Below are 21,227 nucleotides of genomic sequence, written 5' to 3' on the forward strand. Positions count from 1 at the left end.
TAAGCAGTATTTTCACATTATCAAAACTATATTTGAAGGATTGTTTAAAGCATAGGAATGTTTTTATTAAATGGAGAATTGTAATAGGTGTATATAAAAGGAGGCGTTAAACTTGGAAACGTACGATTGGAACAGTAAACTAGCGTATTTAAAGAATACGAGAGATCTATATTACAATGACGATTATGTAAGTTTTTTAGTAAATACAGTTTGGAGAATCACTAAGCCAGTACATATCGTTGATTACGGTTGTGGAAATGGTTATTTAGGCTTAATATTAATGCCATTACTTCCAAAAGGATCAAAGTATACAGGCATTGATAGCGGGGGAACATTAATAGCGGAAGCGAGAGAGTTGTTTCGTTTACTTCCGTATGATTCAGAATTTCTTGAAGGAGATGCTACAGAAATGGAACTGAACGATAAATACGATATAGCAATCTGTCATGCTTTCTTATTACATATGACTACTCCAGAAACAATGCTACAAAAAATGATACATTCAGTTAAAAAGGGCGGAAAAATAATCTGTTTTGAACCACATTGGATATCAAATATGTCTTCATATTTTTTAGATGGGGAGAATCAATCGGAATTTATTAGGTTAGGCACTTTGCAGAAGTTATTTGAAAGTGACACACAGAGAAGCGGAAAAGATGGAAATATTGGTATGAAAATACCGATATATTTAAGTGAATTAGGCGTGGAAAATATTGAATGTAGAGTAAGTGATAAAGTGAACTTTTTAGATTCTAATATGCACCATCATGGTAAAGCGAAGTTGTATCATTCATTAAAGGAAGAGGGGATTGCGGGGAATCCAGGTGATAAACAGCAATTTATAGGACATTTAATAGACAGAGGATTAACATATGATGATGCGCTAGCTCAATATGAAGCTGAACTACGATTTTTTAAAGCATTTCATATACATTCTTCATTAGTGTACGCTCCGAATATGAAAATTACATTTGGTGAAATAGTATGTTAATAGGTAGTAATACGATGAAACATGTCGCTGAATGTCGATAAGTCGATATTCGACATATAATCGCTGATATATTTTAAGAATCGGTCGATATATTTTGAAAATCGCCGATAAAATGAAAGAATCGCTGATATATTTGAATTATCGCCGATATAATTTCATGTAATGATTTCAGCTATATAAAAATAAGATCCACATGTTACGTTATTCCATATAATCAAACAAAATACAGAGAAAAACAATCATTTTTACTATATTTTGTTATAAATTCGAATAATATTAAATAATACTATCCATTATAGGAGATTTTAGTTGAATACCTACAATATGATGTGTAAAATCTAAGCAAGTAGCAGTATAAATAAATATTCGAGGTGAATACATGCTAGATTTTAAGCAGTTAGATGCTTGTTTGAAAGACAAGAGATTTATAGATGGATTACAGGAAATAAATAATGAAATTTCATATATAAAAGAAAAGAATACTTTATCTTATGTAAAGAATTGGCTTGCTAATATTCCTTCACATAAGGAGTTTGATATATTAATACGTCTTACTGATGAAGGGCTTATGCACCAATACAGTTCATTCCTCATTCGCTACGCCTATAAAAAATTCCCAAATATGAGAACGCTCTCTTTATATTGTGATGAGTTAATTGATGAGCGGAAAATCCTTGAAGCAGAACAGTTGTTAAAAGACTCATTAGAAGAGGTAAATAAAGAAGAAATTGAAGTTGATCTTTTAGCGAAAACATATTTTACTTTAGTACGATGTTTGTTGGAAATGAAACGAAATGAAGAAGCGCTAATCTATATGCAAAAAGCAGAGGAGTACAGTGAACGTGCCGTGTTTGATAAATGGGGATACGTCTATATGCATACAGGTGAATGGGAGAAAGCAGAAGAACAATTTATAGCTGGTATGCAGCATAAAGATTGTGAAGAGTTATCTACCTATTTATTATCACAGTTATATGCGAATAAAGGAGAACAAAAACGTGCATTGCAGCTAATTAATGATGCAATTGTAAAGTTCCCACAAGTACCATATTTTCATTTTGAAAAGATAAAATATGTATTAGATTTAGGGAAGTACGAAGATATGTTATCAGTAATAGATAACATAAATAAACAGCTTCCTTATCATGCGTATAAAGCTTATTTCGTACATTTACGAGCAGAAGCACTGTACAAAATGAATAAACTTGTAGATTTACAACAGTTATTAAAAGAAGAAAAAAGTTTAAAAGGGTCTTTATATCATAATTTAGAAAAAAATCCAGATGGAAAAAAGGTTCACCTGCCGATCGTTCCCATTGTACAAAAGGATAATTATTGTGTGCCGACAAGTTTAGAAATGATGTTGCAGTTATGGGGAGAAAAACGTACACAAGATGAAATAGCAGAGTTTATTTTTGATATGACAGGATCGAAGTTTTCAGATACTGTTTCTTATTTAGAAGAATTAGGTTATGAATATCGTTATTTTAAAGGTAATGAAGAGAATTATAAGAGACTGATTGATGAAGGAATTCCTGTTTTATTAAGTATAGATATTGAGCATGCTTCACATGTACAAGTACTAGCTGGATATGATGATACATTGCAGGCCTTTTATGTTCAAGATCCGAACTTTATAGAGCCAGTTATTGTGGAATATAGTAAGTTACAAGAAAAATATCGTTATACAGGTTGTTTAGCAATTACGTTTGTTCCGCAAGAAAAGAAGGAACTACTATCATTTTTAAATGAAGAAGAACATCATTATTTTAAATCTATTTTTTCTTTAACAGATCATTTGGATGAACAAGATAAAGAGGGGATTCATGACTTAGTACAGTTTTTAAAAGGGACGAGTGATAATCCGAATACGTGGTTATATACGGTTAAGCATTTAGATGTTGAAGTAGATAAAGAATTTATTTTATATTGTATAGAAAAGTTAATGGAGAAATTTCCTAACTCAGATTTTGTTAAATTACATGGTGCACAGTGCTTTATTCGCCTGGAAGAGTTAGAAAAATCTGGGCACATGCTTGCGAGTGTTGAGAAGAAAAATAGTCGTGCCTTATATCATTTCATAAACGGAAGGTATGCTTTTGAGCAGGAAAGTTATTTAGAAGCGATTTCAAGTTTTCGTTCCTCATTACAATTAGACGCAGATCAGCCGATTGCTTGGAGTTTCCTTGCGTTATCCTATATGTATATCGATCAATCTGATAAGGCATTGCAGTTTTCTCAAGTTGCTTTAGAACGTAGTCCAGAAAGATTTACTTTAACGAATCACGGGTTAATATTAATAGATTTAGAAAGATATGAAGAAGCGTATGAAATCTTTAACGACCTGTTAAGAGAGTATAAAAATGAGGCACATGTATGGTATGAGCGAGCGAGATGTGCGCATCATTTAGGGAAATTACATTTAGCGATAAAAGGGCTTAAAGTAGCGATTCATTTGGATAGTAATGCACCTTACATTTATACGAAACTTTCGGAAATATACGAATCTGATTTGAAGGATGAGGAAAGTACGAAAGAAATTTTATTAAAAGGTATTGAGAATTGTGATGATAAGGCACCTCTATATGTAAAACTGGGTGACTATCATTTTCAAAATGATAGCCTGGAAGAAGCAGAATCGTTGTATACTCGTGCTTTAGAAGAAAATCATGATGATGTTTATTCTCACTTCGGACTTACGCAAGTTTATATGGCAAGAGAACAATATAAGGAAGCAAAAGAATATATTCTCGGTATTGAAAAACAAATTGAAAAGAGCCAAGATTTTCTTATGAATGCGGGAATGGTTTTATGGGATGCTGAAGTTGAACTTGGTGGAAGTGAAGAAGGGTTTAAAGTAGCATTGTCTAAGTTAGAGAGTGGTATAAAGCAGAGCGAATATAATGTAGCAAGCGCGTTAGATGAATATGTGAATCGAATTAAAGGAACGGTATTTGTGCAGCGAGGTATAGCATTCTTAAGAACGTTACAAAAAGAAAGAAATGAAGTAAGTGAATATGGTTGTTATACAGGTATTTTATATGAATCTATCGGACAGTATGGCCAAGCGATGAAAAGATATAAAAGGGCGATAGAAAAAAAGGAAACGGCATTACCGTATTACCGAATTGGTGAAACACTTATGGCATTAGGACAATTGACGGAAGCAAAACAGGCATATGAAACATGTTTAGAGCTTGATGGGAATTTCGTCGGTGTACATTTACAGCTTGCGGAAATATATGAAAAAGAAGAAAATCGTTCTAAAGAACAAAGTCATATGGTTCAGGCGATGAAAGAAGAGCCGCTGCATATTAATATGGAATATTTGGCGCAGCTTTCAGTAGAAATGAATCTTCAGAAAGAGTTGCTGACTGAACTAGAACAATTAGTGGACGAAGTGCCTGAAATATGGCGATTAGATGCGATTGCATATGTGTATGGAGCGATGGATGAAATAGATAAAGAACAAGCACAGATTGAAGAGGCACTACGATTAGATAGTGAGCATACAGAAGTTTTATATCATTATGCAAAAGTATTAGTGAAAAATAGAAATGCAAAAGCAATTGAAATTGCAATGAAGGTTATACAAAAAGATGTAAATAATGAACGTATATTTGATGTATATGTAAAAGCGATAGAACAACATAAGAAATGGTCTAACATACGAGATTTTCTTCACATATTAAAAGTCAAAAAGGCAGAAAGAAGTATGGCGTTTATGTACGCTGCATCTGCAGTTACAGAAAGATGGATTGAACGTCAACAAAATGAACAGCCGAAGAAATCCATATTTACGAGAGCTCTTTATCGTATGAAAAACCGTGCGAAAGAAATTTCGATTATTACTACAATCATTGATTTATATGAAATTTCGTTACAGTTAAATCCAAAAAATAGTATGGCAGCGCAGCGATTTGCGCTATTTTATGAGAATGTAGAGATGAATAGAGAAGCAATAGAGATTCTGCACACGTCACTAGAAAATAAATGGGATTATGAAGTAGCGAAGCAACTTGTAAATCTTTTCGTTGAGTGCGAGGAAGAAGGTATGTTAAGAGATGCTATGGAATTAACGAAGCAAATGGTTCGAGAGTTACCAGATGATTACGATACTCTTCTTCTTCAGGCACAAGTATTCTTTAAAGCAGGAGAAGAAAGAAAAGCAGAAAAGATTACTTTACAATTAACGGAGCAAACACCATTTGTAAGTAGAGCATTTCTTGCTTTAGGAGAAATATATCAAAGTCAAGAGAGGTTTGAAGAGGCAATTCACGTATTAGAAAATGCTTCTATCCATCATCCGAATGAAACAGCAATTCTTCTTTCTTTAGCATCTTCATATCATGGTGCTGGCCAAACGATAAAGGCAGAAAAAATAACAAATGAAGTAGTAACAATGGATGCGAGTGATTTGTTAGCAAGATATGATCGTGCTTGTTATTTAGCACAGTTAAACAGGAATGAAGAGGCGAAGGAAGAGCTTGAAATTGTACTTCGTGAGGATGAGTCGGGATTTTTCGCTGAACTTATCGAGGATGATGAAAATTTAGCAGCACTGCGAGAATTTGAAAAGTAATTGTATAAGAATAGTGAAAAAAGGGCATAATTAAATATATATTTCGAATTAGTTGACAATTGATTACCAAATGGCATAAAATAGCTTTTAACAAAGTATACAAATCTGAAGACGAGAAAGAGTAAAATAGTGTACTGTTCCCCAGAGAGCCGGTATGTTGCTGAAAGCCGGTGTGCAGACGTTATTTGAAAATCATCTCCGAGGAGCCGAGGCTGAAAATGAGTAAGCTCGGACGGATGTCTACCGTTACAAAGAACACGTATGATAGTACGTTGCTAAGTGCTATTAGTGAAGAGCTAATAGAATTAGGGTGGTATCGCGGGTAAACCCGTCCCTATTTTATAGGGACGGGTTTTTTGTGTGCTTTAAAACATTCAAAAGGAGTGATTGTAGATGAAGAAAGTAGATGTAAAAGAGTCAGCTGTAGGGAGAGAAACACGTATTCGTAAACAGTGGAACGAGCAGAGCATTTTCGAACAATCAATTCAGAATCGAGAAGGCGCACAATCTTTTGTGTTTTATGAAGGACCACCAACGGCGAACGGACTACCACATGTAGGTCATGCACTTGGACGAACAATTAAAGATGTAGTAGCAAGATATAAAACGATGTCTGGTTATAAAGTATTAAGAAAAGCGGGATGGGATACACACGGTTTACCTGTAGAATTAGGTGTTGAGAAACAACTTGGTATTTCTGGTAAACATGAAATCGAAGAGTATGGAATTGAACCATTTATTAAGAAGTGTAAAGAGAGTGTATTCACATATGAGAAGCAGTGGCGTGAATTCACTGAAAGTATCGGTTATTGGGTAGATATGGATGATCCATACGTTACGTTAGAGAATCCATATATCGAAAGTGTATGGCATATTTTAGGGACGATTCATGAAAAAGGATTATTGTATAAAGGGCATAGAGTTTCACCATATTGCCCAAGTTGTCAAACTTCACTAAGTTCACATGAGGTTGCCCAAGGGTATAAAACAGTAAAAGATTTAAGTGCAACAGTTAAGTTTAAAGTGAAAGATAGTGACAATGAATACTTCCTAGGTTGGACGACAACACCTTGGACACTTCCAGCAAATGTTGCACTCGCTGTACATCCAAATATGGAATACGTGAAAGCGAAACAAGAAGGTCATGTATACATTGTTGCGAAAGAACGTGTACGAGATGTATTAAAAGAAAACTATGAAGTATTATCTGTTCATAAAGGAGAAGAATTATTAAATACTTCTTATACAGCACCGTTTCCGATGAAAGAAGTTACAAATGGGTACCGCGTTATCGGAGCAGATTTTGTAACGGCAGATAGTGGTACAGGACTCGTTCATATTGCTCCAGCATATGGAGAGGACGATTATAGAGTCGTTCAAAGTGAAGGGTTGTCATTCTTACATGTTGTAGATGAGAAAGGTGAATATACAGAAGCAGTACCATTTTTGAAAGGTAAATTTGTAAAAGATTGTGACGTAGATATCGTTCGTTATTTAGCGAAGGAAGATTTACTTTATCATAAAGAAAAGTATGAGCATAGTTACCCACATTGTTGGCGCTGTGATTCACCACTTCTTTATTATGCAGGTGAAAGTTGGTTAATCCGAACGACTGCAATTAAAGATACATTTTTACAAAACAACGATACTGTTACTTGGTATCCAGATCATATGAAACATGGACGATTTGGTAAGTTTTTAGAAAACATGGTGGACTGGAATATTAGCCGAAATAGATATTGGGGAACACCATTAAACGTATGGGAATGTGAAAGTTGCGATCATCAATTCGCACCGAAAAGCATTGCTGATTTAAGAAAGCATAGTATGAAAGAGACACCTGAAGACTTAGAATTGCATAAGCCGTATGTAGATGAAGTGCAAGTTTGCTGCGAAAAATGCGGAAGTACAATGAATCGCACACCAGAAGTAATTGATGTTTGGTTTGATAGTGGTTCGATGCCATTTGCGCAATATCATTATCCGTTTGAAAATAAAGAGTTATTTGAAGAACAGTTTCCAGCAGATGTAATTGCAGAAGGAATTGATCAAACACGCGGCTGGTTTTATAGTTTATTAGCTGTATCAGCACTATATACTGGAAAAGTACCGTATAAACGAGTGCTATCACTAGGGCATGTTCTAGACGAGGAAGGACAGAAAATGTCTAAAAGTAAAGGGAATGCACTAGATCCAGTTGATTTAGTAGAGAAGTTTGGTGCTGATGCTTTAAGATGGGCTTTACTCGTTGACAGTGCTCCGTGGAATGCGAAGCGTTTTTCTGAAAGAACAGTATTAGAAGCAAAATCTAAATTTGTAGATACATTAGTCAATGTGTATAGCTTCTACGTTTTATATGCAAATTTAGATGAGTATAATCCGAACGAAACGTATGACGTAAAGCGGACGAAATTGGATGAATGGGTATTATCAAGATTGCATAGCACAACGAAAAAAGTGAGAACTGCACTTGATGATTATCAATTTACGAATGCAGCTCGTGAAATCGCGACGCTTGTAGATGAAGTAAGTAACTGGTACGTAAGACGATCACGTAATCGTTTCTGGGAATCTGGTATGAATGCTGAAAAAGCAGCTGCGTATGAGACACTTCATGAAGTGCTTGTAACAATTAGTAAACTAATTGCACCATTTACACCGTTTGTCGCTGAAGATATTCATTTGAATTTAACTGGAAGTAGCGTTCATTTAGAGGATTATCCAGTTGTAAATGAATCACTACTTCAGCCGAAATTAGAAGCGGAAATGGATGCAGTTTTACAAGTTGTTGAACTTGGAAGAAGTAATCGTAATCAACATTCTTTAAAAGTAAAACAGCCGTTAGCGGAACTTGTATTACTTGAGCATAATGAAAATGATATGGATTGGGAATCTTACCGTGATATCGTTATGGATGAGTTAAATGTGAAGGCGTTCCATGTTGAACTCGATGAAACGAAATACACATCTTATCAATTAAAGCTGAATTTTAAAACGGCTGGGCCGAAGTTCGGTAAAAATGTGAATGCAGTAAATGGCTGGCTAAAACAATTATCACAAGACGAGGTACAAAACTTTGTCTCTACAGAAAGAGCAGTTTACGAAGTAGCATCAGGAGAAGAAATAGTTGTAACGACTGAAGATGTATTAGTAGAGAAAGTTGCGAAATCTGGATTCTCTAATACAACTAACGGACAATATACAGTAATGTTAGATACGAATGTAACGGAAGAATTGCTACAAGAAGGGGTAGCACGTGAATTCATTCGCGCCGTTCAAGAATATCGTAAGCAGTTGAATTTACCTGTTAATTTACGAGTAGATGTAATTCTTGATACAGAGGAAGAACTACAGCAAACGTTAACGAATCATAAAGAGTTGTTGGAAGAAAACTTACTCGTTAAACAATTTACATTTGGTCACTTAACGAATAAAGACGATGAAATTTCTTTAGGTGAGACAAAAGTCCGCATTAAATTAAGCTCAGTTAATTAAAGAAAAGGAAGTTGGAATGATTCCAACTTCCTTTTTGTATGATGGAAATTTATCCGGCTATTTTCTGCATAATACATTCGATAGGACCTCTAGAAAAATTCTTTCTCCATAACACGCTAATTAAAATGCTGTTAAAATTTATTTCTACAGTATTGTTTTCGCTTTACACATAAATATTGAGAAAATTTCACTCCCCCTAAATGGAAAGGTAATAGAATTGTTCATAGAGAATTACTCGTAGATTCAATTTTTATTCCCCCCATTTTATGGGGAATGATTGCCTAGTGGTAATGGGATAAGGTTGAGCTACTTTATTAGGGGGAGTGGTTCTATGTTTAATAAAAAAATGGTGGCAATGGCAATGACTGTGCCGTTAGTAATGGGGACGATTACTACAGTTTCGGCATTGGAAAAACAACAGCAAGTAAAGCTAGAAGCTTATTCGCCTCAGAAAAAAGCAACAGAATATTTAAAAGAAAATGCTGCGCAGTATGGATTAAAAGCAGACCTTTCAGACTTGCAATATATTTCTACAACAGAAACGTCAGTAGCTTCATATGTTAGGTTCCAACAAGTTGTGAATGGTGCGCCTGTATTTTCAAAACAAATTACAGTTACTCTTAACGGTGAGGGAAAAGGAGTACTTGCTGTTTCTGATTATCAATCTGTTAAAGGTGTGAAGGAAGTTACAACAAAAATTAGTGAAAAAGATGCAATACAAAAATCAATGGCGTATGTTGGAGAAGTAAGTGAACAAAACTTATGGGCTCCTACAGAGAAAGAATTTGGATATATTGTTGAAGAAGGAATTGCTCGTCCAGTATATAAAGTTGTAGTCCATTCTAATAATCCATTTGGTGCATGGGAAACATTTGTTGATGCAGAAAATGGAAAGTTAATTAAAAAGGTTGATATAAACCGTAAAGCAGAAGGATCAGGAAAAGTATTTTTACCTAACCCAGTCGTATCTAGCGGTAGTAAAGTAGGTTTAAAAGATAACAATGATGCAGATTCAACAGCATTAACGAACCAATTAAAGACTGTTACGTTAAAAGGTTTAGATGGGACAGGATTTTTAATTGGAGAGTATGTAACGATTTCCTCAAAAGCAAAAACGAAATCTACAAACTTACAATTTAACTATACACGTGCAAATGATAGCTTTGAAGATGTGATGTCGTATTATCATATTGATACTTTACAACGTTACATTCAAAGTCTAGGTTTTAAAAATATTAATAATCGCTCTATTAAAGTGAATGTGAATGGAACAACGGCGGACAACTCATTTTATTCTCCGACAACGAAAGCTTTAACCTTTGGTACTGGCGGAGTAGATGATGCAGAAGATGCAGGTATTATCGCACATGAATATGGACATTCAATTCAAGATAACCAAGTTCCTGGCTTCGGTAGTTCTGCAGAAGGTGGAGCGATGGGAGAAGGATTTGGTGATTTCTTAGGTGCTACGTATGAAGATGCAGTATCGACAACAGGCTACGGAAAAGCATGTGTTGGAGAATGGGATGCGACTGCTTATTCTAGTTCAGATCCAACGTGCTTACGCCGATTAGATAATAATAAAGTGTATCCGAAAGATATTACGAATGAAGTACATGATGATGGAGAAATTTGGGCTCAAGGACAATATGAGATGGCGCAAGCATTTGGCCGTGATGTTGCAACGAAAATTATTTTACAATCGCACTGGTCGTTAACACCAAACTCTAAATTCAGTGATGGAGCGAAAGCGATTAAGCAAGCGGATGCTCTTTTATATGGCGGACAACATGCTGCGGATATCGATCGTATTTGGGCAGCGAGAGGAATTAGTACGAATTAATATAAAAAGTCGTGGCATGTATAAGCCACGACTTTTTAATTTGCTTAAGAACTGGTACTAGTAAAGTAAGCTATATGAATGATAGTGTGAATATATCCGTATCCCATTTACCTTTTAGCTTCTTTAAAAACAAAATGCTCTTTAAATTTTCTAGATTCAACTTTTTGACCATTTCGCATCGATCGGAATGGGTGTTCTTGCCATGTAATAATAACATCAACTTCATCTGCTTTTGTAGCAACAGGTAAATTAGCGTGTTCAAATCCAGTTTTTCCACTTGCTAAACGACTTTCCTTGAGAGAAAAGAGTTCATATTTCGTTTTTGTTTTTGGTTCGTTGCGGAATACTTCGACTTGTACGTTATATACTTCACTGTTTCCAACATTTTTTACTGAAAATTGATAAGTTTGGAATTCATCTTTTTTAGCTTGAATCTTTTTTTTGTTTACTTTTTTCGGTTCAGCAATATTCACTTGCCATTGATCAGAGTTTTGAGAGATAGGTAAAGATTTTGGTGAATAGGCGTACGTTTCGTTTACTACAATTAGGCAAAACAATAGGAGAAAGAAACTAATCGCTTTTTGCATATACACACCTCGCTATAAAATTTTTATTAATATGTGTAAATAAAACAGTAAATATGTAATTTAATGGAAAAAGGTGATACTTTGATTCAAATGAATTTGAAAAAACTTGAAGAAGTAATAGATGGAGAAGGGTTATACGAATCATTTCATCATTTAGAAATACATGGTGTCTGTATAGATTCCAAAAACATGAAAGAAGGAAATTTATTTGTTCCAATCATTAGGGTGAAAGATGGGCATGAGTATGTGAAAGAAGCAATGGATAATGGAGCTGTCGCTTCCTTGTGGAAAAAGTCTTACGGTACTCCGCCAAAAGGGATTCCAATTATATTTGTGGATGACACTTTGTTTGCTTTGCAACAATTGGCACAATTTTATCGAAGAGAGATAAATGTAAAAGTAATAGGAATTACAGGTAGTAATGGCAAGACTACGGTAAAAGATATAATAGGAAGCATTTTAAGTTCAACTTATAGAGTGCATAAAACAAAAGGTAATTTTAATAGTCAAATCGGTTTGCCGTTAACAATTTTAGAAATGGAACGAAATACTGAGTTCTTAATACTTCAAATGGGAATGAGTGAAAAAGGACAAATTCGAAATTTATCACGAATCGCACAGCCAGATGTAGCGATTATTACAATGATTGGACAGTCACATCTAAAGACGCTTGGATCAAGAGAAGAGATTGCGAAGGCTAAATTTGAAATTGTAGACGGATTACATGACGGTGGACTGTTCTTATATAATGGTGATGAGCCATTACTTTCTCAACATATTAATACGCTAGGTATAGAAAGTAAGTCATTTGGTGGAAAGTATACAAATGATTTGTTTCCAACGAACGTACAATTAGATGAATATGGTGTTCATTTTAAATTAAATCATACAAAAATACAGTACGATGTTCCCTTACATGGAAAACATAATATTTTTAATACGATTGTCGGAATCGCTGTAGGTCAATTTTACAAAGTCCCTATAGAAAAAATACAAGAAGCATTGCAACAAATAAATATTACACAAATGCGCTTTCAGTTTTTAACCGCTAAAACAGGTTTTACAATTATTAACGATGCATGGAATGCCAGTCCTTCCTCCATGAAGGCTGCAATTGAAACGTTACAGAAGTTAAATGCCTATAAGAAAAAAATGATAGTGATTGGGGATATGTTGGAGTTAGGGAAGAACGGTGAAACATATCATAGAGAAATTGGTAAAATGTTAAATGAAGAGAGTATTCAATATGTATTTACGTATGGAGAGTTAGCCGAAATTGTAGCGGAAGAAGCAAGAAAGAACTATCATGCAGGAAAAGTACAATCATTTGATAATAAAGCCGAGATAGCAGAGGAAGTATTAAAAGTAATAACGAAAAAGGATGTTGTTTTACTGAAAGGTTCACGTGGAATGGCTTTAGAGGAAATTGTACAAAACTGGATGTGAAAAATTAAAATATATTTAAAAGTGCTTGCATTTTATAGTGTGAAGAGATAGAATACTCTGTAAATATAAAAAGTGATGATTAGGAAAAGTACATGATGCAAAGGTCTACAGAGAGCAATCGGTTGCTGAGAAGATTGCGATACCGCATGATGGAAAGACACCTGTGAGTGTTGCTTTGAACGTGATAATTAGTAAAAGCAAACGGTACCTACCGTTATCAGGACTAAGATGGTCATTATGACAATTTGGGTGGTACCGCGGAAAAATCCGTCCCTATTTATAGGGGCGGATTTTTGTATTCTTTTAAGGGAGGTGAGTGACCGTGGATGATGACGATGACAACAACAATATCGTAAATAACTATAAAATTACCGGAGGGAAAAATAATGGAGTCAATAATGAAGCGTTCACTCACAAAAGAATGTACAAAGCAAGGCGGAAAAGTTGTATTACTTCAAGGGTGGGTAAAAAAGATTCGTCATCTTGGAAATGTTAGTTTTTTATTATTACGGGACAGAACAGGGGTAATTCAATGTGTATTAGAAAATGAATTAGCTGGATATAAAGTTGATGTAGAAAGTGTCGTCCATGTAATCGGCGAGATAGTCGAAACAACGAAAACAGAATTGGGTGTTGAATTACTTGCGCATGAAGTGAAAGTAATAAACGGTGCAGAACCACTTCCATTTGAAATAAATAAAAAGAAGTTACAAGTTGGCTTAGATCAACTACTGAATGAACGGGTATTATCATTAAGACATGAGCGAACCGCTGCTATATTTAAAGTGAAATCTACGCTCGTCCAGAGCTTTAGTGAATTCCTTATAGAAAACGATTTCACACGTATATTTACTCCAAAAATTGTTTCGCAAGGGGCAGAAGGAGGAGCAAATGTTTTTAAGCTTCCATACTTCCAAAAAGAAGCGTATTTAGCTCAATCACCACAGTTTTACAAGCAAATGATGGTAGCGGGAGGATTAGAACGTGTTTTTGAAATTGCACCTGTATATAGAGCGGAACATCACAATTCTTCCCGTCATTTAAATGAATATATATCGTTAGACGTAGAGATTGGCTTTATAAATGATTTTCATGAAGTGATGCAATTAGAAACGGATGTATTACGATATATGTTTCAACAAGTAGCAAAAAACTGTGAGAAAGAACTACAACTATTACAAATAGAAGTACCTGTCATTACAGAAATACCGAAAATCACATTGTTAGAAGCGCAAGAAATTTTGAAAAGTAAGTATCGGAAAGAATCGCCAATTGGGGATTTAGATACAGAAGGTGAGAAGTTACTAGGGAAATATGTGAAGGAAACATATAAGAGTGAGTTTGTTTTCATTACACATTATCCGAAAGAAGCGAGACCGATGTATACGATGCCGAATAAAGAGAATCCAGCTATAACTGATTCGTTCGACTTACTATATAAAGGATTAGAAATAACATCAGGAGCACAACGAATTCATAATTATGAAATGTTACTCGCTTCGTTTAACGAAAAAGGATTACATCCCGATAAATTTCAATCGTATTTAAATACATTTCGATACGGTTGTCCTCCGCACGGTGGTTTTGGAATTGGGTTAGAGAGAGTTGTATATAAACTATTAGAATTAACAAATGTACGAGAAGCGAGTGCTTTTCCGAGAGATTGTACTCGTCTTATACCATAATTTTAAACCCCTTCTATATTACAGAAGGGGTTTATGTATTTCAACATATGTTAAAGGGAATAATAGTTTTTTTGTGTGAAAATATGTAAATTATATTAAGAACATTTTATAATGAATTGAGAAAAAGAAAATTCATAAGTTATAATGAAATATGAATATAAAAAAAGTTCATATAATAATGTATGGAAGGGTATGAAACATGTTATATCAAACTCAAGCAACACAACAAACACCAGCTTATATAATTTATCTTCTTGATGTAAGCGCATCAATGAACCAAATGATGGATGCAGGCGGAGAAGAAAAAAGAAGAATTGATATTGTAACGGATGCTCTTTCTTTAGCGATTCGCCAAATGGTATTTCGTTCAACAAAAGGTAGTCGCTTGCTCCCGAGATATAAGTTATCTATTTTAGCCTATAGCGATCATGTTTTTGATTTATTGGGTGGGGTGAAAACAATAGACGAGGTAGCAAGACTTCGCCCTCTAGAAAAAATACAAACGCATCGTTTAACTGATACAGCAAAAGCTTTCTCTGTAGTAGAGAAGTTATTGCAAAAGGAATTACCAAATTTACAAGACGGGCCAGCTCCTGTTGTTTGTCATATGACAGATGGTGCTTCTACTGGTGAAGATCCAGAATTAATTGTGCGAAGAATTATGAATATGTCTGTACCTGATGGAAATGTACTAATTGAAAATATTTTTATTTCAGATGAAATCATGCAAGAACACATTACTAATATAAAGAAGTGGGAAGGCATTATGCCAAATACAGAGATTACAGATGAATATGGTGCAAAGTTGCAAAGACTTTCATCGCCTATCCCTCAAAGCTATCGTGAGATGATGACAGAACATGGATTTCATATTGCAGATGGTGCGGTGATGATGTTTCCTGGGACAAATGCGGATTTAGTATCACTTGGATTTCAAATGTCGGCTGCAACGCCGGTTCGATAGGAGGGGGAAGTATGGTGAAATATATCCTATCGCAAAAGAAAGAAACGGTATTGCAAGATAAGAAAACCAATCATTTTTCTTATCGATATAGCTATGTAAGAGCAAAGGAAACGCAGGATTTAAATGAGTGTGGACAGGACTTCCTAGCATTTCAAGATAATGGAACTAGTTTCATATTTGCGTTATGTGACGGTGTAGGGCTGTCTTTTCATGGTGAAATTGCTGCGGAATTTCTTGGTATGAAGTTAGTAAACTTGTTTGAAACATGTCAAGAAAGTGAAATGGATATTGCTACATTATTAAATGAACAGTTAAATAATTGGATAGAAGAAGCTTCAGAGGAAGTGAGTGCATTTCGGTTGCCAGAAAAAACACCGTGGTTACTTCGCGATGTCTTGGAGGAAAAGCGAAAACAAGGTAGTGAAACGATGTTTATTGGCGGGAAAATAGAACTCATTCCAAATGAAGATAAAGTACAAATAACGATAGTTACACATGGCGATTCATTTGTACAATTGTTTCAAGATAAGGAGAATTGTTCGAATGTAATGAAGTTTAAGAGAAATATAGAGAAAAGATGGTCTACACAGCGAGGTATTATTGGTGGGGAATTGGCGGTTTTTTCAAAGGCATTATCTAGGCAAGAAGCGAATCGGATAGTTATTCACTCAGACGGACTTGTGCCGCTTAAGCAGTATAACTTTGAGGAAGTGTTAAAAGAAATTGAGAGGGCACAGAACTCTCCGACAAGCGATGATATTTCATTTTTAGATGTTTCTTGGTAATAAACACGATGGAAAAAAGGTGAATTAACGTGGAAGAGATTATTGTGACATACATAAAACAGTCAAATGAAGAAATTGATATTGCAATTCCAAATGACGTAAAAGTGGTACAAATTATTGAAGCGATTTTACATCATGAAAAAATAGATGAAGCATTGAGCGGGATCTATGAAATTAGAGTGGCGAAAGATAAAGAAGAGTGGCATTCTATTCGAAATGATGAAACGTTGCGCGATAATGAAGTGTGGGATGGACAATATGTAATGCTACATAAAAAAGGAGCAATTATCCCTTCTTTTGAAATGATGCCAGCAGAAGAAGTTTATAATGAACCTGTTAAACAAGATATGTCTTCTAGTGAAGAAGATTATGTATGGAAAATCATTGAGTAATAGTTTTTGGATGGGGAAGGAGAAATGTTTTGTGCAAAAATCACCGTATTTTCAACGCTCTCCGCGTGTGAAAGTAGATATACCAACAGGGGATGTTATTATTCATGATCCACCGAATATACCGGAGGAGCCGAAGTTTTCAATTGAAACAATGTTACTGCCTGCAATGATGACAGTTTTAACATTGGTATTATATTTTGTAATGATGAAATTTATGAAGATGAATTCAAGTTATATGCCATTAATGATGGTTTCAAGTATTCCGATGTTGGGATCATATATAATTACAACGATGGGGCATTTCCGTAAAAAGAAAGAACATCGTCAAATGGTTGAACAATTACAAACAAGATATTTAGAGCAAATTCAAAAGCATCGAGTGGAATTAGATACGTTAAAGGTTGAACAAGCAAAATATTTAATTACACAAAATCCAAGCCCATTAAAAAGTGTACAAAGAATTGAAAACAGGGAAAGTAATTTGTGGGAGAGAACACCTGAAAGTCCAGACTTTTTAGATATTCGTATTGGTACAGGAGAAAGACCATTCCTTGTAGAATTGAAGGTGCCTGAACAGAAAGGTTACGAAGAAAATCCATTAGTTACAGAAGCACAAAATGTGAAAAGAGATTTCAATACGATACCGAATGGACATATTTCAATTTCTTTGAAAAAAAATGATGTAATTGGTGTAGTCGGAAATAAAGAAGATAGACTAAACTTTATTCGAATTGTAACGACACAAATTATGACGCATCATGCACCAAATGAAGTGAAAATAGCAGCATTTTATCATGAGAAGGAGAAAATGCAGTGGGATTGGATGAGGTGGCTTCCTCATGTATGGGATGAACAGAGAAGTATGCGCTTTTTATCTGAAAATCAACAAGATGCACAGAAATTAGCTGAAGTACTATTTACCCCACTTAATATGCGTAGAATCTATAATTCCTCTGCGCAAGCAGATGCAAAAGTTCCTTTAATTCCGATGTATGTATTTTTCTTATCAGCGAGAGAGTTTTTAGAAGATGATCCTTTAACTCCAATGTTACTTAGAGAAGGTGAAAGTGTAGGAGCTTCTACATTTATTTTTGCGGAACAAAAGGAACGCTTACCGATGGAATGTGATCTTGTAATAAGCTTAAATGGAGAAAATGGTGAGTTAGTAGAAACGTTTTCAAGTTCAGCTGAAAATAGTGGAACAACGCGTGCTAGTTTTAAAGTAGATCGACTTTCATTCGAGCGATGTGAACTAGGAGCGCGAAGCATTGCTCCAATTCGAATGAAAAGTTCTACAGCAGCCAACATTCCGAAAGTATTAACATTTTTAGACTTGTTTCAAGCTAAAAATATGGAAGAGCTACAAGTGCTAGAGAGATGGAAAGAAAATCGATATCCGACTTCATTACCGGTTCCAATTGGTGTAAGAGAAGGAAGTAAACCTGTTTTTCTAAATATTCACGATAAAATAGAGAAAAAAGGGCATGGTCCACACGGCCTAATGGCTGGCACAACAGGATCAGGAAAAAGTGAAGTAATTCAGTCTATAATAGCAGCGTTAGCAGCAACCTATCACCCTCATGAGATGGCATTTATGCTTATCGATTATAAAGGTGGTGGGATGTCAAACACATTTGCGGGATTACCGCATATTATTGCATCTATTACGAACTTAGAGGACCCGAACTTAATTGAGCGTGCCAGAATTTCATTAAAGGCAGAACTAGAACGGAGACAAAAATTATTCATTCAAGCTGGAAATGTTCAGCATCTAGATGAATATTATGAAACAAGCTGGCGTGAAAAAGAACCTTTACCACATTTATTTATTGTTATTGATGAGTTTGCTCAAATGAAAAAGGAACAACCAGAATTTATGGACGAGCTAATTAGTGTCGCTGCAATAGGAAGGACATTAGGAGTTCACTTATTATTAGCAACTCAAAAACCTTCAGGGGTTGTAAATGACAAGATTTGGAGTAACTCACGTTTTCGAATTTGTTTACGTGTACAAGATGACGCGGATAGTCGTGAAATGTTAAAGATTCCAGATGCATCTAAAATCAATGTACCAGGGCGAGGATATCTTCAAGTTGGTAGCAATGAAGTATTGGAATTATTCCAATCTGCATGGAGCGGAGCACCTTATAATCCAGATGAAGAGAAAGTTCTTGATATTGTTGACTTTACAGAAGTGAAGCTTTCCGGTGAAAGAATAAAAGTGAAAAAGCGTCCAAAACCAATGACAAATAGTCCAAAGCAATTACAAGCTTTTATTCAATATGTACAGAGCGTATCAGAAAAAGAAAATATTAAAGCACTACCAGGACCTTGGCTGGATCCATTACCGGAAAAATTATTGTTAAAAGAATTTTATGCTATGGAAAATTGGACAATTGCTGAGTGGAATAAACCGAAAGAATATTTACAAGTAACAGTAGGATTAATTGATGATGTTGCAAATCAAGCACAATTTCCTCTGAAGTTAGATTTACAAGAAGGGCATTTAAATATTTATGGTATGCCAGGTACAGGGAAAACGACGATGTTGCAAACAATTATTATGTCCTTAGCTGTATCGCACACACCAGAAGAAGTGAATTTCTATGTTATTGATTTTGGTCGAATGTTCTTAGATTTTAGAGACTTACCTCATATAGGCGGGATTATACAAGAAGGCGAAAATGAGAAAATGAAACGTCTATTTGGATTTTTAAAGAAGGAAATCACGCATAGAAAAGAGAGTTTTTCTAATATCGGTGCAAAGTCATTCTCTATGTATAACCGAATGGTGGAAAAGAAAATACCAGCTATAGTAGTAATGGTAGATGGTTATATAAGATTCAAAAATGAATTCGAGAAAGAAAATGAAGTATTAGAATTATTATTGCGTGAATCAAGTACATACGGAGTTTATTTCTATTTCTCTCTGAATCAAACAATTGATATGTTCGATCGTGTTCGTAATAATATACCGATGGCACTTACATTTGAATTGCAAGATGGAACAGAATACCATAACTTAGTAGGCAGACCTAAATTCCCATTAATTGAAGTTCCTGTTGGCCGTGGATTAATGAAAGGGCAACCGCCGGAATTATTCCAAGCAGCATTGCCGTTTATTGGGGAAAGTGAAATTGAGTACTCTCAACAATTAAAAACAATTATTCAAAAAATGAATAGAGAATGGAGCGGTGAAAAAGCAAAAGAGATTCCAATGGTACCTAAAGAAATATTTGTAGAACATATGATTGAAAAATTAGAAAGGGCTCATATTTCAGCAGGTATAGAAACAGAGGATATTCGTTTGCAAAGTTTTTCTTTAGATGAAATGAGTCATATATTTATTGGAGGAAGAATAGAAGGTGGAAAAACATCGTTATTACAAACACTTCTATTCACTACTACATACCAATACTCTCCTGAAAAGGTTGAGCTATACTTAGTAGACCTTGGTGAAAGACCTACAGGCTTATTAGCCCTTGGAGATTTACCTCATGTGAAGAAGAAAGTTACAGATGGTATGCAATTAAAAGAAATGTTAGATGAATTGTTAGAGCTAATAAATAATAGAGAACCAATAATGCCTTCTATAGATCCAAACGCAACAGTGGAGATTCCATATAAGAGAATAATCATTGCGATTGATGATATCGATCAAATGTTAACTATATTATCTACTGATTATGAGGCGAAAAATAAAATGGAACTAATAGTCCAAAATTGTAAAAATAAAGGGATTCACTTTATGACAGCTGCTACAACGTCTAGTTTAAATAGCTATTCTCATGAAAAATGGTTTGCGGAAATTAGAAAGAGAAGTATTGGTTATTTATTGGGAACGACACAAAATAACGATGTGTATTTCTTTAATATGAAACTGCCACATACTGAAATGGATCAAGAATTATTAAGTGGGGATGGATATTGCATACGTAGAAAGCCAATAAAAATAAAATGTGCATATACACCGTTACATTTACTTCGTAGGATGACAGATAAAATTAGTTTGAAATGGTCTGAATTAAAAGTGAAATAATATTAAAATAGGGTTAAATTACTATAAAATAGAATATTTTTGTAATTTAACCCTTTAAAAATTGTATGAATATAGTTTATAATCTAATTGTTGTATCATTTATGATTTGAAAGGGGAAATTATTAAGATGGCAGAAATTAAAATCACACCAGAAGAACTGGAAAGAATCGCAGGAAACTTTAAAAACGCAGCAGGAGAAGCACAAAGTCAAATTAATAGACTTGAAGGCGATATTAATAGTTTAGAAGGACAATGGGCTGGGGCAACACAAGCGAAGTTCCGTGGAGAATTTATCCAATCTAAACAAGCAATGCAACAATACATTCCAATTTTAGAAGGTATTTCAACAGATTTAAAACGTATCGCTGATAAATTCCGTAACACAGATAACGCATACTAAGAATAGAACAATTGCAAA

At 34.7% G+C, this 21,227-nt stretch carries 12 protein-coding genes and 2 other annotated features; of the genes, 11 read left to right on the forward strand and 1 reads right to left on the reverse strand.

Translation table 11 applies throughout. The features are described 5' to 3' along the window. Positions 1-112 precede the first annotated feature (112 nt). The 4 genes from PQF83_RS05320 to PQF83_RS05335 all read left to right on the forward strand — a co-directional run bounded on the left by PQF83_RS05320 (position 113) and on the right by PQF83_RS05335 (position 10,911). On the forward strand, positions 113-991 hold the full coding sequence (locus PQF83_RS05320; RefSeq protein ID WP_000451272.1) for a class I SAM-dependent methyltransferase: 879 nt from the start codon (positions 113-115) through the stop codon (positions 989-991). A 379-nt stretch (positions 992-1,370) separates the two neighbouring features. Next, positions 1,371-5,573 carry a bacteriocin-processing peptidase family protein gene (locus tag PQF83_RS05325; RefSeq protein WP_000883802.1) on the forward strand — a complete coding sequence of 1,401 codons (4,203 nt, stop codon included), beginning with the start codon at positions 1,371-1,373 and terminating at the stop codon, positions 5,571-5,573. Between the two features lie 99 nt (positions 5,574-5,672). Next, positions 5,673-5,912, forward strand: a binding site (T-box leader). A 54-nt stretch (positions 5,913-5,966) separates the two neighbouring features. Continuing rightward, positions 5,967-9,068, forward strand: coding sequence for an isoleucine--tRNA ligase (gene ileS / locus PQF83_RS05330; protein ID WP_000754927.1), 3,102 nt, complete (start codon positions 5,967-5,969; stop codon positions 9,066-9,068). Positions 9,069-9,399: 331 nt separating this feature from the next. Next, a complete protein-coding gene (locus tag PQF83_RS05335) occupies positions 9,400-10,911 on the forward strand; it encodes a M36 family metallopeptidase (RefSeq protein WP_000482291.1) in 1,512 nt (503 codons plus the stop codon). A gap of 107 nt (positions 10,912-11,018) precedes the next feature. On the opposite strand, the gene PQF83_RS05340 is transcribed toward PQF83_RS05335, so the two are convergent. Next, positions 11,019-11,498 (reverse strand): hypothetical protein, encoded by a 480-nt coding sequence (locus tag PQF83_RS05340; protein ID WP_001167903.1) that lies wholly within the window; start codon positions 11,496-11,498, stop codon positions 11,019-11,021. A 63-nt stretch (positions 11,499-11,561) separates the two neighbouring features. On the opposite strand from PQF83_RS05340, the gene PQF83_RS05345 reads away from it, so the two are divergent. From PQF83_RS05345 to PQF83_RS05375, 7 genes are all read left to right on the forward strand, one after another. After that, positions 11,562-12,944 carry a UDP-N-acetylmuramoyl-tripeptide--D-alanyl-D-alanine ligase gene (locus PQF83_RS05345; protein ID WP_002163677.1) on the forward strand — a complete coding sequence of 461 codons (1,383 nt, stop codon included), beginning with the start codon at positions 11,562-11,564 and terminating at the stop codon, positions 12,942-12,944. Positions 12,945-13,010: 66 nt separating this feature from the next. Then, positions 13,011-13,222, forward strand: a binding site (T-box leader). 108 nt (positions 13,223-13,330) lie between these two features. Further along, positions 13,331-14,629, forward strand: coding sequence for an aspartate--tRNA(Asn) ligase (gene aspS / locus PQF83_RS05350; RefSeq protein WP_000443906.1), 1,299 nt, complete (start codon positions 13,331-13,333; stop codon positions 14,627-14,629). Positions 14,630-14,828: 199 nt separating this feature from the next. After that, positions 14,829-15,593, forward strand: a complete 765-nt coding sequence (locus PQF83_RS05355) for a vWA domain-containing protein (RefSeq protein WP_000966842.1) — start codon at positions 14,829-14,831, stop codon at positions 15,591-15,593. An 11-nt stretch (positions 15,594-15,604) separates the two neighbouring features. Next, positions 15,605-16,378 (forward strand): protein phosphatase 2C domain-containing protein, encoded by a 774-nt coding sequence (locus PQF83_RS05360; RefSeq protein WP_000241759.1) that lies wholly within the window; start codon positions 15,605-15,607, stop codon positions 16,376-16,378. 29 nt (positions 16,379-16,407) lie between these two features. Next, the gene (locus PQF83_RS05365; protein ID WP_000391142.1) at positions 16,408-16,770 is read left to right on the forward strand and encodes an EsaB/YukD family protein; all 363 of its coding nucleotides are present in this window, start codon (positions 16,408-16,410) and stop codon (positions 16,768-16,770) included. Between the two features lie 31 nt (positions 16,771-16,801). Beyond that, positions 16,802-20,809: a type VII secretion protein EssC gene (gene essC, locus PQF83_RS05370; RefSeq protein ID WP_001172761.1), complete on the forward strand. Its 4,008-nt coding sequence runs from the start codon at positions 16,802-16,804 to the stop codon at positions 20,807-20,809. A 127-nt stretch (positions 20,810-20,936) separates the two neighbouring features. Further along, on the forward strand, positions 20,937-21,209 hold the full coding sequence (locus PQF83_RS05375) for a WXG100 family type VII secretion target (RefSeq protein WP_000807831.1): 273 nt from the start codon (positions 20,937-20,939) through the stop codon (positions 21,207-21,209). The last annotated feature ends 18 nt before the right edge of the window (positions 21,210-21,227 follow it).

Source organism: Bacillus sp. FF-1, assembly GCF_028548245.1.
Lineage (GTDB): Bacteria > Bacillota > Bacilli > Bacillales > Bacillaceae_G > Bacillus_A > Bacillus_A paranthracis.

Coding starts and splice junctions, on each gene's coding strand:
- PQF83_RS05325 (WP_000883802.1), top strand. CDS start 1,371: ATGCTAGATTTTAAGCAGTTAGATGCTTGTTTGAAAGACAAGAGATTT.
- PQF83_RS05355 (WP_000966842.1), top strand. CDS start 14,829: ATGTTATATCAAACTCAAGCAACACAACAAACACCAGCTTATATAATT.
- PQF83_RS05345 (WP_002163677.1), top strand. CDS start 11,562: ATGGAAAAAGGTGATACTTTGATTCAAATGAATTTGAAAAAACTTGAA.
- PQF83_RS05360 (WP_000241759.1), top strand. CDS start 15,605: ATGGTGAAATATATCCTATCGCAAAAGAAAGAAACGGTATTGCAAGAT.
- PQF83_RS05375 (WP_000807831.1), top strand. CDS start 20,937: ATGGCAGAAATTAAAATCACACCAGAAGAACTGGAAAGAATCGCAGGA.
- PQF83_RS05335 (WP_000482291.1), top strand. CDS start 9,400: ATGTTTAATAAAAAAATGGTGGCAATGGCAATGACTGTGCCGTTAGTA.
- aspS (WP_000443906.1), top strand. CDS start 13,331: ATGGAGTCAATAATGAAGCGTTCACTCACAAAAGAATGTACAAAGCAA.
- ileS (WP_000754927.1), top strand. CDS start 5,967: ATGAAGAAAGTAGATGTAAAAGAGTCAGCTGTAGGGAGAGAAACACGT.
- PQF83_RS05340 (WP_001167903.1), bottom strand. CDS start 11,498: ATGCAAAAAGCGATTAGTTTCTTTCTCCTATTGTTTTGCCTAATTGTA.